We start from the raw sequence: 15575 nt of genomic DNA on the forward strand, positions 1-15575 counted from the left end.
CGGGAATCCGTTGACTTAAATCAAACTATTTCACGCAAATAAGCCTTGCAGAAGAATTTTGTGAAATAATTTTCTTCATATTATCAATATGGTAAATGCAATTATTAATTTCAATAACAATAGTTAATGCAAACGTTGACGGTTATTTACACATCACAGAATTGACCCCATCTTCCCGCTGTGCCTTAATATCCTTATCGCCCGGGAGGGCTTATCCAGGAAAAACAGAGTGAGTCAGGTCACGCGTATGCGCAAACGACATCGATTTAACACCCGAATGACCCGCATCATACTGCTTATCAGTTTCCTGTTTTTCTTTGGCCGCTTCGTTTACTCTTCGATTGGCGCCTGGTACCACCATCAGGACAAAACCCAATCACAGCAATCCAGCCTGACCGTCGACACCGCTGACCGCTAACCCCCCGAAGGATGTTGTACGAGCCGAATAAGGGCCGCGATCCCTTTGCTGAGGATTTTATCCTGCCGCATCACCACCGCCAGCTGCCGCTGCAGCATGGGCGTCAGCGACATCACGCACAGCCCCTCGCGATCGGCATCCTGTTCTACCGCCATTCTCGGTACGATGCTGTAGCCCAGCCCCGCGCGAACCATGCGTTTGATCGCCTCGATGCTGCCAAGCTGCATCACCGGCGCCATCGCTACCCCATGGGCGGCAAACCAGCCATCAATCAGCGCCCGGGTCCCGCTGCCTGTCTCAAAGGCGATCAGCGGCTGGGCATGGAGCGCCTCCGAGGTTAACTCCCTGAAAGCGTCCTGCTGCTCCCTTGAGGCGATAAAGACAAACTCTTCGTCCATCACCTGCATGACGTCCAGCGCTCTGCCGCTCACCGGCAGCGTCACCAGCCCCATATCGAGACGGTTCTCTTCAATGGCCCTGACGATGTCGAGGGTGTTGCCCGTCGTGACTCCCACGCTCAGGAGCGGATAGTCGCGGCGTAGCTGCTCCAGCAGCGGCGGCAGAAGATGAATGCAGGCCGTCGCCCCCGTGCCAAGGGTAATGGTGCCGCTCACGTCGTGGCTAAACGCATTCACGGCCCGGATGGCGTCATCCACCACCTGCTGAATACGCTCCCCGTGCGCCAGCAAGGTTTCTCCGGCAGCCGTCGCCTTAATCCCTCGCCCGGTACGCTCCACCAGCCGCGTTTGCAGAAACTGCTCCAGCTGGCGTATTTGCAGGCTGACGGCGGGCTGGGAGAGGCCCAGAACGTCCGCTGCCGCTGAAAAGCTGCCGCGCTGGTGAACCAGGCGGAAGGTGGCGAGATAGCCCAGATTAAGCGTCGTCATTCAAAGTTTCTCTTATACCGTGCATAAGGTTGCAGCCCTGCCAGCACAATACCGCGCCCGTTATGCTCAGGACAACTGCATAACGGAATGAAAACTCATGGAAACCTCTGCCCTTCCTCGTCGCCTCGCCCTCACCGCCGGGTGTAATCAACTCATCAACTGGGGGATTTCATTTTATATGCCCGGCACCTTTGCGCGGGCCATTTCAGCCGACCGGGGATGGTCGTCACCGCAGATTTACCTCGGCCTGACGCTGGCGATGCTGGTGATGGCGGCGGTATCTCCTTTTGTCGCCCGCCTGCTGGCTCGCTTTGGCGGTCAAAAAGTGGTGATGGTTGGAACGCTGCTGATCGCCGCAAGCTGCGCAGAAATGGCGTATACCCGGACGCTTTATGGCTGGTACGGCGCCTGGATTGTCGCCGGCACTGGGATGCGCCTGTCGCTGTACGATGCGCTGTTCGCCGCGCTGGTCAACCTCTACGGGCAGCAGGCGCGAAGAACGATCTCACGCGTCACGCTGGCGGGCGGGCTGGCCTCCGCCGTCTTCTGGCCGCTGGGCGATGGCCTGCTTCACATCATGAGCTGGCAGGACGCGTTACGCATTTATGCCCTGCTTGGCCTGCTGAGCGCAGTGCTGATCCGCACGCTTCCCCGGCAGCGGCTGACGGAAAACACGAAGGCCATCGCGCCGCCCCTGCGCAACGAGCGGCGTAACGCCTGGCTTTATGCGGCCTTCATCGCCCTTATCACCTTTGTTTCTAACGGCACCTCCACCCATCTGCCGGAGTTTATTGCCCACTTTGGCCTGCCGGTCGCCATCGGCATGCTGTGGGGGATCGGCCAGACGGGCGCGCGCTCGCTGGAGGTGCTGGCAGGTGGCCGCTTAACCCCCTTCAAACTTACGCTCTTTACCGCTCTTGCCATGCCGCTGTGTTTTCTTGTGGGAATAAGCAGCGCCCTGTTTGCCTGGTGCGCGGCCGGGTTTGTGCTGGGCTACGGCGCCATCAACGGGCTGGTCACCATAGTAAAAGCCACGCTGCCACTGGAGCTGTTTAGCGCGGAAAGCTATGCCCGCCGCACGGGCATGCTGCTTATCCCGGGCCAGCTGATGGCCGCAGCCGCACCGTTTGCCTATGCGTGGCTGAACAAAACGCTGGGGATCGCGGGTGCAATGGGAGTGTCGACGGGGTTAACGCTGGTGATTGCCGGGCTGGCGATAGCGATCGTGCGCCGTCCCGGTAGGCAAACTGTATCGCACTGTATCCCGCGCGACGCGCTGACAAACGGGTACAAAACGCCCCCTCCGGCAAATATCTCCGATACATAAAAATGGTTTTCTTTCCCTGTCGTCATTCAGAACCGATGAGGAGAGAACCATGATTCGTCGTTACGCAATTTTACCCCTGCTCGTCCTGGCCTCTGTAACACATGCCCAGGCCACGCCGCTGGACAACCTGAGCGCCGCGGACGTTAACGGCCCCGCCGCCGTTGCCCCGCTGGCGCGGCCGCAACCGCCGGCAAAACTGATCGTCGATCCGCCGCTTTCCGGCCCGCTGAGTAAAGGCGCGGTGTTTATCCAGTACCGTGCCGAAAACCTGCGCATCGAGCCGGTATTCGGACCTGAAGCGCTCAAGGTCACCCCGCGCATCGGGCACATTCACGTGGTGGTGGATGACGCGCCGTGGCACTGGGCTGACGCCAGCGGAGAGCCGGTGATTCTGGTGGGACTCCCCGCCGGTAAACACAAGGTGACGATTATTCTGGCCGACCCGACGCACAAGCCGCTCGACCACAAAACCATTGAATTCACCGTACCGCCTCATGCGGCGGTCCACCATTTTTAAGGAGTCTGAAGATGAAAGCACTGACTGTACTGACGGCAGGCCTGCTGGCGCTTTCCGCCAGTGCCTTTGCGCAGAGCAAAACCAGCGTCGTGCTGGTGCACGGCGCGTTTGCCGACGGCAGCAGCTGGAATAAGGTGATTACCCTGTTGCAGAAACAGCACGCAGAGGTCATTGCCGTCCAGCTGCCGCTCACGTCGCTTAACGATGACGTTGCCGCCACAAAGCGGGCCATCGCCCGCGCCCAGGGGGATGTCGTGCTGGTGGGTCACTCCTGGGGCGGCACCGTGATTAGCGAAGCGGGCCACGATGCGCGGGTGAAATCGCTGGTGTATGTGGCGGCGTTCGCGCCGGATGCCGGCCAGTCGACGGCGGACCTCGCGGGAAGCTACCCGCCGCCGCCGGGCAGCGCGGGCATCGCCAAAACGGCGGACGGCTATTTATATCTGCCAACGGACGCCGTCAGGAAGGATTTCGCGCCGGACGTGAAGCCCGAGGAACAAACTGCAATCGCGGCCACGCAGGGGCCAATTAAGGCCGATGCGTTTGGTGAAAAGGTGACCCACGCGGCGTGGCATGTTAAGCCGAGCTGGTTTGTGGTCAGCAAAAATGACCGAATGATCAACCCCGATCTTGAACGGGCGATGGCGAAGACGATCCATGCGAAAACCACCGAGGTCTCCGCGAGCCACGTGTCGATGGTGAGCCAGCCGGAGGCTATCGCCCGGACGATTGAGCAGGCGATTGAAGCAAAGTAATTTTTTGCGAATTGTAGGCCGGGTAAGCGCAGCGCCACCCGGCAAAAAAATAGCCTCAGTGCCCGCCATCCGCGGGATAATCCCGATTAATCCACGCGTGGTCCTCTTCCCACGTGAACATCCATTTGCGCACCGGCCCGGCCATCACGTTGAGGTAGTAGCTGTCATACCCGGCCATCGTCGCCACCGGGTGGTAGCCCTTCGGCACCATGACCACGTCACGGTTGTAGACCGCCATACATTCATCCAGCGCTCTGTCGTCGGTGTAAACCCGCTGCATGCAGAACCCCTGCTCCGGGTTGAGGCGATGGTAGTAGGTCTCCTCCAGGTAAGTCTCCCGGGGCGGGTTATCCGTGTCGTGCTTGTGGCTCGGGTACGAGCTCGTGCAGCCCTCGTTAGTCCAGACTTCCACCACCAGCAGGCTGTCGGCGGGCTTATCTTCCGGCAGAATGTTGTGCACGTAGCGCTGGTTATGGCCCTTGCCGCGCGCCTCAGCGTCGATATCCTGCGGCGCAATCAGCCGCGTCGGATACGTGCCCTTGCCGGGGGCGGCGCAGACCGCCAGCTCGAGCCTCGTCAGCGCCTTCACCTGCACCGTCTCCTGCGGGGTAACGTACACCGACCACGGCTTGATGCGCTCGAACGGGCTCATCCGCTCGCCGATGTCGTTAAACTGCGCGGAAGGCGTGCTGATGGAGGCGCGTCCGGCGACCAGCACCAGGCAGCGCTCTTCGCTGACGGCGGGCAGCGTCAGCTGCTGCCCCTCCTGCAGCTCATACGCCTCAAAGCCGACGTATCCCCACCCTGCGCGTTCCGGCGTGACGGACTGGGTGCGCCCCTCCGCGTTCGGCTGTTGCCAGCGTGATAACAGACGTGACATGTCACCTCCTCAAATCAGTCCGGCGTCGCGCGCCAGGCGGCTCAGGTTGTTATACCCCAGACGGGCGTAGGTCAGCGGATGGGCAACCGCCGGGTCCTGCTCCGCCTCCACCACCAGCCAGCCGTGATAGTCCTGCGCCTTCAACAGCCGCATGATCGGCGGGTAATCGACGCAGCCGTCGCCCGGCACGGTAAACACGCCGCTCAGTACCGCATCAAGGAAGCTGGTTTTACGGTTTTTGACATCCGCCAGCACGTCGGCACGCACGTCTTTGCAGTGAACGTGGTTGATACGCGACGCCCAGCGCTGCGCCACCGCCAGCGGATCGGCCCCGGCAAAAGTCAGGTGACCGGTGTCCAGCAGCAGTCCAACCTCTTCGCCGGTATGGGTCATCAGGTTGTCCACGTCGTCAGCGGACTCAATCACCGTCCCCATATGGTGGTGATAGGCAATCTGCACCCCCTGCTGCTGGGTGTAGCGGGCAAATTCCGTGAGCTTCTCGCCATACTCCTTCCAGCGTGCCTGCGGGAAACGCGGGCGCAGATGCACCGGGGTCTGCTGCTCGCCGTGAATGCAGCCGCTCACTTCCGCAAAGACCAGCACCTTTGCCCCCAGCTCGCGCAGCAGCGTCAGGTGGGACTGCACGGCGGCGATCTCCGCCTCCACGCTGCGCTCCAGCAGTCGGCCGGAGTACCAGCCGGAGACCAGCTGCAGGTCGTGGCGCTGCAGGATGGGGCCAAGCAGCCGCGCTTCGCGCGGGAATTTATTGCCCAGTTCGAACCCTGCAAAACCGGCCTCTTTACCTTCGCTCAGGCAGGTCTCCAGCGGCGTCTCTGCGCCCAGAGAAGGCAGATCGTCGTTCGTCCACGTCAGCGGGTTAATGCCCAGTTGTACACTCATTGTCGTCTCCATTATGCGTGTCCGCGCTCGCGCCACCAGGCGATAAGCTGCAGGTAGTTGTCCCGGATGCGCGCCACCAGCTGCGCATCGTCAATATCGTGCTTCAGCCACGCGCGGGAGGCATCGCCGAACAGCGTGCGCCCTACGGCGAAGCCTTTAACCAGCGGCTGCCCCGCTGCGGCCCTGAAGTCGGCGCGCAGCTGTTCTGCCGGGGCATCCAGGCCGAGGATCACCACCCCGCGGCAGTGCGGGTCCCGGCGTTCGATAATCTCGCTCAGTGCCGTCCAGCCCTCGGCGGAAAGCGGCGGCAGCTTCCACCAGTCGGGGTAAATGCCGAGGTTGTAGAAGCGGGAGATGGCGCGCAGGTAGAGCTCGTCGCTGCGCGGCATGGTCGCAGGCAGGATCACCTCCAGCAGCAGCTCGTGCCCGGACTGACAGCAGGCGTGGTACACCTCAGCGATTTTCTGCTCCTGCTCCAGGCGCAGGCCGTGGGCATCTTCCGGATGGAAAAAGACCAGGCACTTCACCACGTGCTCCTGCGGCCAGCTGATGAGCTGGGTGCCGATGTTGCCGTGCTCCATCTCCAGCGGACGCGAGCCAGGCAGCTCAATGGGGCGACCAATCCACCACCCCTCGCCGGTGATGGCGTTGAGCGCGTCCTGTCCAAAGGTGCCGTCGCACAGCAGGCCGGCTTTGCCCTCCAGCCCGGCCCGGCTCGCCGCCTCGCGGCTGGCCTGCAGGATCAGCTGCTTGAGCGCCGGAATACGTTTGAGCGACGCGCCGCACTGCAGCGCCATATCCTCAAGCTGGCTGCGGTGGTCGAAGGCCATCACGCACAGCTCCGGCCATTCGCGGCGACGGGTAGTGACCCGGTGCAGATGGTTCAGACGCGGGTCGAGATCCGGGCGCGGCACATCCGCAGCGCGAGAGAGATAGTCATCCAGCTCGATTTTGCTCGGCATCGCCGGGGCGCAGCCGTGGCGCGAGACCACCAGCGCGCCGCAGGCGTTGGCATAGCGACACGCCTGCTCCCAGCCCTCGTCGTTCAGGTATCCGCGCAGCAGGCCGGACATAAACGCGTCCCCCGCCCCGAGGACGTTCAGCACCTCCACGCGCACGCCGGTCACCGTCAGGCCGTCGTCCAGCCGGGGCGGAATGGCGTCGGTATAGACCGAGCAGCCGAGCGCACCGCGCTTGCAGACCAGCGTGGCCTGGCTCACCGCACGCACCTGCCCCAGCGCCTGCAGGGTCTCCGTGCTGCCGCCCGCGATATGGAACTCCTCCTCGGTGCCGACAATGACGTCGAAGAGGTGCAGCACCTCCTGCAGCTCGCGGGTGACCTTATCCGCGGCGATAAAGCGCGTTTCGCCGTCGCCTAAGGAGGTCAGCCCCCACAGCACCGGACGGTAGTCGATGTCCAGCACCGTGCGCACGCCGTGACGGCGGGCATAGCCCAGCGCCGTCAGCACCGCCTCGCGGGTCTGAGGATGAGAAAGGTGAGTCCCGGTGATGGCAAGACACCGTGCGGAGGCAATGTAGCTTTCGTCCACATCGCTGGCCGTAATGGCCATATCCGCGCAGTTATCGCGATAAAAAATCAGAGGAAAGGTGTCCCGGTCTTTAATGCCGAGTAGCACCAGCGCCGTGAGGCGGTCTTTATCGGTAATCAGATGGCTGGTATCGCAGCCCACCTGGCTGAGCTCTTCGCGCAGGAAGCGGCCCATATGCTCGTCGCCGACGCGCGCCAGCATCGACGAGCGCAGCCCCTGGCGCGCGGTGCCGTACGCCACGTTGCCGGACGAGCCGCCGAGGTATTTGGCGAAGCTCGACACATCCTCCAGACGGGCACCAATCTGCTGACTGTAGAGGTCTACCGCCACGCGGCCCATGCATATCACATCAAACTGCTTTTCCACGTTGATACCTCATCAGACAATGTCGTTCACGTTCAGCCAGCGGCCTTCCCGGTGCGAGAGCGCGATCGCGTCCAGCACGCGCGACACCTTCCAGCCCTCTTCGAAGTCCGGCCACATCGGCACGTCGGCGGCAATCCCGTCCACCAGATCGCGCACCTCCACCGTTTTTTGATCGTTAAAGCCAATCCCGTGACCTGCGCCCATGCAGAACGCGGCGTAGTCCGGGTGTGCCGGACCGACGAGCAGGGTGCGAAACCCCTGACGGTTTACCGGATCGTCATGCAGATAGAGCTTCAGCTCCGCCATGCGCTCCTGGGTAAAGCTGATGGCGCCTTTCGTCCCGGTGATGACGTACGACAGCCCCATCTTGCGGCCGCAGGCGACGCGGGAGGTTTCAATCACGCCCTGCGCCCCGCCCGCGAAGCGCACCATCGCGTGGGCCTGATCCTCGTTTTCGACGGCAATCATGTCTGACGACCCGGCCTTTGCCGGACGTGCCGGGACCACAATCTTCAGGTCACCGCAGACCTGCTCGATCTCCCCGACCAGGTACTGGGCCATGTTGACGATATGCGCCGCCAGGTCGCCCAGCGCCCCCAGCCCGGCGGTCTCTTTGAAGCAGTGCCAGTGAATGGGCGAGAGCGGGTCGGCCATATAGTCTTCGTTGTGGGTGCCGTAGAAGTGGATCACCTCGCCAATCTCGCCGCGGGCGATAATCTCCTTCGCCAGCTGCGCCGTCGGGTTCTTCATGTAGTTGAACCCCACCAGCGTTTTCACCCCGGCCCGCTTCGCGGCGTCGACCATCTCGCGCGCGTCATGGGCGTTCAGCGCCAGCGGCTTCTCCGAGTAGACGTGCTTACCGTGGCGGATCGCCTCCAGCGCCATCTCTTTGTGCAGGTGGTTGGGTGAGCAAATATCCACCACGTCAATCGCCGGGTCGGCCACCAGCGCCCGCCAGTCGCCGGTAGAGCGGTTGAAGCCAAACGCCTGCGCGCGCGCTGCCGCCAGCTCCGGCGTGACTTCCGCTACCATCTCGCGCACCAGCCTGCCGCGCAGGTTGAACACCGTCGGGGCCTGGGCATAGGCGATAGCGTGCGCCTTGCCGATATACCCGGTGCCAATCAATCCAATACGAACCTCTTTCATCACTATCCTCACAGTGCGCCGCGACGGCTCTTGGCGTAGGTGTCGAACGCCACCGCCAGAACGATAATTAACCCGGTGATAATCTGCTGGTAGTAGGCCGAGACGTTCATCAGCACCAGGCCGTTAATCAGAATACCCATGATGATGGAGCCGATAATGGTGCCGCCGATGCGCCCGTAGCCGCCCATCAGCGAGGTGCCGCCAATCACCACCGAGGCGATGACGCGCAGCTCAAAGGAGATCCCGGCCACCGCCTCGGCGCTCCCCAGACGCGCGCTCAGAATGAAGCCCGCCAGCCCCGCCAGGCAGCCAATCAGCACGTAGACGCTGACCAGCACGCGCTTGACGTTCACCCCCGCCAGGCGCGCCGCCTCCGGGTTGCCGCCGATGGCGTAGACGAAGCGGCCCCAGCGGGTTTTATGCAGCGCCAGATAGCCGCCGAGGGCGACGATGGCGAAGATCCAGATCGGAATGGAGATGCCGAGCAGCTCCCCGCGCCCCCACCAGCGGTAGCCCTGATCGAACCCGGCGATCGGCGCGCCGTCGTTGATCACCAGCGTCAGGCCGCGCCAGATGGTCATCCCGCCGAGGGTCACGATGAACGGCGGCAGGCGCAGGCGGGTCACGCCCAGGCCGTGCAGGAAGCCAATCGCCGTGCCCATCGCCAGGCAAATCCCGAGCCCAATCAGCCAGCTCATGCCGCCCCAGGCGTTCGGGTCGACGGTGGTGAAGTTGTCGCCCTTAATCACGTACGCCGCGGTCATGGCGCACACCGCCAGAATGGAGCCCACGGAGAGATCAATCCCGGCGGTCAGGATGACGAAGGTCATCCCCACGGCCATGATCCCGTAGATGGAGACTTCGGTCAGGATGTTGAAAATATTGCGTTCAGAGAAAAAATTACTGTTCTGCGACTGGAAGAAGATCAGCAGCAGGATCATGAAAATCAGCACCCCGAAGCGCTCGAAGAAGGCGATGGGATCGATGCGTCCGGCGCATTTGACCGGGGCCTGCGTTTTAGAAATCATCTGCGTCATGAGAAACTCCGTTATGCCGCGTTCAGGGCGTTGTGGTTGATGGCCATCATCGTCATCAGCCGTTCTTCGTTAGCGTCGTCACCGTGGATCTCGCCGGTCACCCGGCCTTCGCTGAGGGTGATGATCCGGTCTGACACCGCCATCACTTCAGGCAGATCGGAGGAGATCACGATCACCGCCACGCCCTTTTTTGCCATGTCAAACAGCACCTGGTGCACTTCCGATTTGGTCCCCACGTCGATGCCGCGCGTCGGCTCATCGACGATCAGCACCCGCGGGTTGAGCGCCATGCAGCGCGCGAGGATCACTTTTTGCTGGTTACCGCCGGAGAGCTTGCGCACCTCCTGCGCGCTGTTGACCATCTTGATCTGCAGCGCCTTGCGGTAGGACTCGATCAGGTCGTCCTCTTTGCGGGTATTCACGAACCAGCGCCACTGCAGCAGCGAGGAGAGGCAGGAGAGCGACAGGTTGTCGCGAATGGACAGCCCCAGCACCGCCCCCTCTTTTTTGCGGTCTTCCGGCACCAGCGCCACGCCCTGGTCGAGGGCATACAGCGGGTCGCGCGGCTGGTAGGGCACGCCGTCCAGCTCAAAGCTGCCCGAGGTAAACGCGTCTGCGCCAAACAGGCAGCGGGCCACCTCGGTGCGCCCGGCGCCCACCAGTCCGGCAATGCCTAAGACCTCCCCGGCGTGGACGTGGAAGCTGATGTCGTGCAGGGCGATGCCGTGCGGATCCAGCGGCGGCTTTTCGCGGCTCAGCCCCTTCACCGCCAGGCGGACGGGTTTATCCTCATGGTGCGTTTCGCTGGCGGGACGGCGGTTAAACGCCACGTCGCGCCCGACCATCAGGCGGATCAGCTGTTCAACGTTGGTCTCCGCCACCGCGCCGGTGCCGGTGAAACGGCCGTCCTGGAAAACGGTGAAGCGATCGCAGAGCTGGAAAACCTCGTGCAGGCGGTGGGTGACATAGATAATGCTCACGCCACGGTTTTTAAGCTCGCGCACCACGCGGTGCAGGCTTTCCACCTCGCTGTCGCTCAGCGCGGCGGAGGGTTCGTCCATAATGATGAGCCGGGCGTTGAGGGTCAGCGCCCGGGCGATCTCCACCATCTGCTGCTGGGCAACGCTCAGGCGGGCGACCGGGGTGGTCGGTGCAACGTTCAGCTGCAGATAGTCGAGAATGACCTGCGCCTCCTGGTTTACCGCCTTTTCGTCGACGATCAGGTTACGTTTACGCGGCTCGCGCCCGAGAAACATGTTTTCCGCGACGGTCATGTTGGGCAGCAGGTTGAATTCCTGATAAATGGTGATAATGCCCTTGTTCTGCCGCTCCACCGGGGAGTCGTCCACCGGCAGCGTTTCGCCGTTGAACCAGATCTCCCCGCGGGTTTGCGGCTGCGCCCCCGCGAGCGCCTTCAGCAGCGTGGATTTACCCGCCCCGTTTTCCCCCAGCAGGGCGTGGATCTCGCCCGCGCCGACGGTCAGCTGGGCGCAGCTTAACGCCCAGACGCCGGAAAAGCTTTTTGCCAGGTCGGTCACTTTCAGTAAGGGTTGCGACATCGGTCTGCTCCTCCTTTAGAGTGAGCCGCCGCGCCAGCGGCGGCTGCGGATAAATCAGTTACCGGCCTCACCGATACGCTCAGCCTGCTGCAGGTTCTCTTTGGTGATCAGCGTTGGCGGGTAGTCGGCCCCGGTGATGGCTTTCTTCTCGCGCACGTTGGCCACCAGCTGGCTCATCGCCGTCTGCACCGCAAAGCCCGGACGCTGGTCCGCCGTCACCGCCAGCCAGCCGTCGCGCACGCGGGCCAGCGCTTCCGGTACCGCGTCAAAGCCGGTGACCAGAATTTCGCCCGGCTTCACGCCCTGGCTCTGCAGGGCTTCGATCGCCCCCAGCGCCATGTCGTCGTTGGCGGAGAGGATCACCTGAGGACGTTTCGGCAGCGAGGGCAGCACGCTTTCCACGATGCGCATCCCTTCAGAACGCATCCAGTTGCCGGTCTGATCGGCGACGATCTTGTACTTATCGCCACCCGCCTTCAGGCTGTCGCGGATCCCTTTAGTGCGTTCGATGTTAGAGGAGGAGCCCGGCTGGCCGGTCAGCAGAATGATCTCCGCCCCGTCGGGGAATTTGGTTTTGACGAAGTCGCCAATCGCCTGGCCGCCTTTGTAGTTGTTGGCGCCAAAGTGCGGCACTTTCTTCTGGCTGTCGACGGAGCGGTCAAGGGTGACCACCGGCAGCTTCGCATCCTGAATTTCATCCACCGCGCTGGAGACCGCGTTCACGTCGTTAGGGGAGACGATAAAGCCCTGCGCGCCGCGGGTGATGGCGTTTTCCAGGTCAGCCACCTGCTTCGGTGAACTGCCCTGCCCGTCCAGCACCTGAAGCTTCACGCCCATCTCTTTTGCGGCTTTTACCGCCGTGCGCTGCATGTGAACTTCAAACGGCATGGCCAGGTTTGGCGTACTGAACACAATTTGCTCGTTTTCGGCGAGGGCGGCCCCGGACGTCATGGCGATGAGGGCGGCTACGATCAGTTTTTTCATTATTATGTCTCTCTGTGTAGGGTTGTTGTGTTTAGAGGACGATCTCGCGCTGGCTGCGCAGCGACTCCAGCGCTTTATCCGCGAGGTACAGCGCACGTTCACCATCATCGCCGCTGCAGTCAGGCACCGCTTCGCCGCGCAGGACCGCAACAAAGTGTTCCCATTCCGCGGCGTAAGCGGATTTGTAGCGCTGCAGGAAGAAGTGTTCCGGCAGCGCGCTGGTGCAGCCCTGTTTGCCGTAGTGCTGCACCTGGTTTTCCAGAATGTTGCCCGCGCAAAGCAGCCCTTCGGAGCCGTGCAGTTCCAGGCGCTGGTCGTAGCCGTAAGATGAACGGCGGCTGTTAACGATGGTCGCCATCGCGCCGGAGGCATATTTCAGAACGATAAACGCGGTATCGATGTCCCCCGCCTCGCCAATCGCCGGATCGACCAGGTTGCTGCCCTGGGCATACACCGACACCGGCTCTTCGCCCATGATGAAGCGCGCCATGTCAAAATCGTGAATGGTCATATCGCGGAACATGCCGCCGGAGACGCGCACGTACTCCGCGGGCGGCGGAGACGGATCGCGGGAGATGATGAGCAGCGATTCCGGCTTGCCGATTCGCCCGGCCTGCGCGTCGGTTTTCACGCGGCGGAACTGCGGGTCAAAGCGGCGGTTAAAGCCGATAAACAGCGGCACGTCGTACTCTTTGACCACCTTCAGGCAGTCGCGCACGCGGGCGAGGTCGAGGTGTACCGGCTTTTCGCAGAAGATGGCCTTGCCGTGGCGGGCGGCCATTTCAATCAGGTCCGCGTGGGTATCGGTGGCGGAGGCGATCAGCACGGCGTGAACGTTAGGGTCGGTCATCGCTTCATCCAGGCTCTGCTGGCGGGCCTGATACTGCGTGGCGAGGCGGGTGGCAAATTCCTGATTCGGGTCAACCACGGACCAGAGCGTGGTCGCGGCGTGGCTGGCGATGTTAGCTGCATGTACCTGGCCAATTCGGCCAGCGCCCAGTAAAGCAATGTTAAACATAACGGCTCCCGGTGTTGGTGAATGCTGTGAACTAACGACCCTATAAATAAAACATTTATTTCATTTTTATAAATAGTGAAAATTATGTTTTTGAGTGCGGGTTAACACTTTTGAGATGAATGAGATAAATTTTGTTATCAATCTCACAACACAGGTGAACGTGCGGCAACTCCCCTCACCCCGGCCCTCTCCCTCAGGGAGAGGGAGTAAAAAACCACACCGAGCCGTCCCCTCTCCCTGAGGGAGAGGGTTAGGATGAGGGGAAAACAAAAATGAAATGAAAATTTCGTTACTTCGGGAAAACTCAATACTGACGGGCTTTTTTCACCTGCGACTGCGTTTGCTCCGCGGCCTCACGCACGGCAGACGATTCCGCCACCTGCGCATCGCCGGTTCGCCACCAGGAGGCGTAGTCGTGGGTCATGGTCTTCGGCAGCACCTTGATGTCCAGCAGCGTCGGGCCAGGATGCGCGCGGGACGCCTCCAGCGCCGCCAGCAGGCTTTGCTCATCGTTTACCCGCCACGCGCGGCAGCCGTAGCTCTGCGCATTTTGCGCAAAATCGACCTTCACCAGCGGCCCGTCAAGCCGCCCGCTTTCCGGGTTGCGATGGCGGTTTTCCGTGCCAAAGCTGCCCATGCCGTGCCCCATCTGCAGGTTGTTGATGCAGCCAAAGCTGGCGTTATCAAACAGCAGAACGGTGACCTTAATGCCCTCCTGAACGGCGGTTTGCAGCTCGGAGTGCAGCATCATGTAGGAGCCATCCCCCACCATGGCGTACACCGGCTGCTCGGGTCGGGCAAGCTTCGCGCCGATGGCTGCCGCAATCTCGTAGCCCATGCAGGAGTAGCCGTACTCCAGGTGATAGCTGTCCGGCGTTTTGACCTGCCAGAGGCGCTGTAAATCGCCCGGCAGCGAACCGGCCGCGCCCACCACGATGGCGTTATCTTCCACATGCTGGTTGATGAGCCCCAGCACCCGCGTCTGGGTCAGGCGGGTATTGAGCGCCTCGCCGTATTCCGCCAGCTGCGCGTCCAGGTGCCCCGCCACTTCGGGCGCGTCGTCAGGACGCCACTGGCGATCCCACAGGCGACGGCACTCGTCGCGCCAGGCGGATTTCGCCTCAGCGATCGCCTCTCCCCAGCCGCTGCGGTAATCACCAAGCGCGTGGGTCAATGCCTCGAGCCCGGTTTGAGCGTCGGCAATCAGCGCCGTGGCGTCCAGCTTCAGGGCGTCAAACTCGGCCACGTTCAGCAGCAGGAATTCCACGTCCGGATGGGAAAAGAGCGCCTTGGAGCCGGTGGTAAAGTCGGTCAGGCGCGTGCCGATGCCGATCACCAGGTCGGCCTGCGGGGCGAGCTGGTTGGCCGCCATCCCGCCCGTCACCCCTACGCCACCGAGGTTAAGTGGGTGGTCACTTACCAGCGCCCCCTTTCCGGCCTGGGTTTCGGCAAACGGCAGCTGCAGCGTCTCGACAAAGTCGCGAAACGCCTCATGCGCGCCGGAATAGCGCACGCCGCCGCCGCACACCACCAGCGGGCGACGCTTGCGGGCGATCAGCGCCCGCGCCTGCGCCAGACGCTGCGGATCGGGCGGACGACGCTCGATGTGGTGCACGCGACGCGCGAAGAAGCTCAGCGGATAATCCCACGCTTCCCCCTGCACGTCCTGCGGCAGGCAAATCGTCACCGCACCGGTATCTGCCGGGTCAGTAAGCGTTCGCATCGCGCTGAGCATCGCGCTCATCAGCTGCTCCGGGCGGTTAATGCGGTCCCAGTAGCGGGAGACCGGACGGAAGCAGTCGTTGGTGCTGATGCTGAGGTCGTGATACTGCTCGATCTGCTGCAGCACCGGGTCCGGCTGGCGGCTGGCGTAGATATCGCCCGGAAGCAGCAGCAGCGGGATGCGGTTCGCCGTGGCGGTTGCCGCCGCCGTGACCATATTGGCGGCGCCCGGCCCGACGGAGGAGGTGACGGCAAAGATGCGCTGACGGCGGTGCTGTTTGGCAAATCCCGTCGCCATATGGGCAATGCCCTGCTCGTTGCAGCCCTGCATCACCTGCAGATGGCCCGGATCCTGCTCCAGCGCCTGGCCGATACCCAGCACGTTGCCGTGTCCAAAGATGGTGGCGACGCCCTCCACGAAGGGCGTTTCATCGCCATCCACGCTGACGTACTGTTGATTCAGGAACCGGACCAGCGCCTGGGCCATGGTCATACGTTCGGTTTGCATA

At 62.4% G+C, this 15575-nt stretch carries 14 protein-coding genes; 4 read left to right on the forward strand and 10 right to left on the reverse strand.

What is annotated here, in order from left to right; translation table 11 throughout:
• Positions 1-247: 247 nt before the first annotated feature.
• On the forward strand, positions 248-418 hold the full coding sequence (locus tag PI91_RS19275) for a YfgG family protein (RefSeq protein WP_008501648.1): 171 nt from the start codon (positions 248-250) through the stop codon (positions 416-418).
• On the opposite strand, the gene PI91_RS19280 is transcribed toward PI91_RS19275, so the two are convergent.
• Positions 415-1305, reverse strand: coding sequence for a LysR family transcriptional regulator (locus PI91_RS19280; RefSeq protein WP_039266834.1), 891 nt, complete (start codon positions 1303-1305; stop codon positions 415-417). The genes PI91_RS19275 and PI91_RS19280 overlap by 4 nt on opposite strands.
• Before the next feature lie 97 nt (positions 1306-1402).
• Between PI91_RS19280 and PI91_RS19285 the strand changes: the two genes are divergently transcribed.
• From PI91_RS19285 to PI91_RS19295, 3 genes are read left to right on the forward strand one after another with little or no spacing between them, the layout of a single operon-like run.
• Positions 1403-2632 carry an MFS transporter gene (locus PI91_RS19285; protein WP_039266835.1) on the forward strand — a complete coding sequence of 410 codons (1230 nt, stop codon included), beginning with the start codon at positions 1403-1405 and terminating at the stop codon, positions 2630-2632.
• 49 nt (positions 2633-2681) lie between these two features.
• A complete protein-coding gene (locus PI91_RS19290) occupies positions 2682-3149 on the forward strand; it encodes a DUF6130 family protein (RefSeq protein WP_032663078.1) in 468 nt (155 codons plus the stop codon).
• Positions 3150-3160: 11 nt separating this feature from the next.
• A complete protein-coding gene (locus PI91_RS19295) occupies positions 3161-3904 on the forward strand; it encodes an alpha/beta fold hydrolase (protein WP_039266836.1) in 744 nt (247 codons plus the stop codon).
• Positions 3905-3959: 55 nt separating this feature from the next.
• Here the strand turns inward: PI91_RS19295 and iolB are convergent, their stop codons facing one another.
• The 9 genes from iolB to iolD form a co-directional block, all read right to left on the reverse strand.
• Positions 3960-4784, reverse strand: a complete 825-nt coding sequence (iolB, locus tag PI91_RS19300; protein WP_039266837.1) for a 5-deoxy-glucuronate isomerase — start codon at positions 4782-4784, stop codon at positions 3960-3962.
• A gap of 9 nt (positions 4785-4793) precedes the next feature.
• Complete coding sequence (gene iolE, locus PI91_RS19305) at positions 4794-5684, reverse strand: myo-inosose-2 dehydratase (protein ID WP_023325854.1); 891 nt, start codon at positions 5682-5684, stop codon at positions 4794-4796.
• 11 nt (positions 5685-5695) lie between these two features.
• Entirely contained in the window at positions 5696-7600 is a 1905-nt protein-coding gene (iolC, locus tag PI91_RS19310; RefSeq protein WP_039266839.1) for a 5-dehydro-2-deoxygluconokinase, read from the reverse strand.
• A 12-nt stretch (positions 7601-7612) separates the two neighbouring features.
• Entirely contained in the window at positions 7613-8746 is a 1134-nt protein-coding gene (locus PI91_RS19315) for a Gfo/Idh/MocA family protein (protein WP_039024754.1), read from the reverse strand.
• A gap of 8 nt (positions 8747-8754) precedes the next feature.
• A complete protein-coding gene (locus tag PI91_RS19320) occupies positions 8755-9783 on the reverse strand; it encodes an ABC transporter permease (RefSeq protein ID WP_039266840.1) in 1029 nt (342 codons plus the stop codon).
• 11 nt (positions 9784-9794) lie between these two features.
• Entirely contained in the window at positions 9795-11342 is a 1548-nt protein-coding gene (locus tag PI91_RS19325) for a sugar ABC transporter ATP-binding protein (RefSeq protein WP_039266841.1), read from the reverse strand.
• A 54-nt stretch (positions 11343-11396) separates the two neighbouring features.
• Positions 11397-12326: a sugar ABC transporter substrate-binding protein gene (locus PI91_RS19330; RefSeq protein ID WP_008502118.1), complete on the reverse strand. Its 930-nt coding sequence runs from the start codon at positions 12324-12326 to the stop codon at positions 11397-11399.
• A gap of 31 nt (positions 12327-12357) precedes the next feature.
• Positions 12358-13344, reverse strand: a complete 987-nt coding sequence (gene iolG / locus PI91_RS19335) for an inositol 2-dehydrogenase (protein WP_021241825.1) — start codon at positions 13342-13344, stop codon at positions 12358-12360.
• Between the two features lie 304 nt (positions 13345-13648).
• Positions 13649-15574: a 3D-(3,5/4)-trihydroxycyclohexane-1,2-dione acylhydrolase (decyclizing) gene (gene iolD, locus PI91_RS19340; RefSeq protein WP_039266842.1), complete on the reverse strand. Its 1926-nt coding sequence runs from the start codon at positions 15572-15574 to the stop codon at positions 13649-13651.
• Position 15575: the final 1 nt, after the last annotated feature.

It is taken from the genome of Enterobacter sp. FB (assembly GCF_000805795.1).
Taxonomy (GTDB): domain Bacteria; phylum Pseudomonadota; class Gammaproteobacteria; order Enterobacterales; family Enterobacteriaceae; genus Enterobacter; species Enterobacter roggenkampii.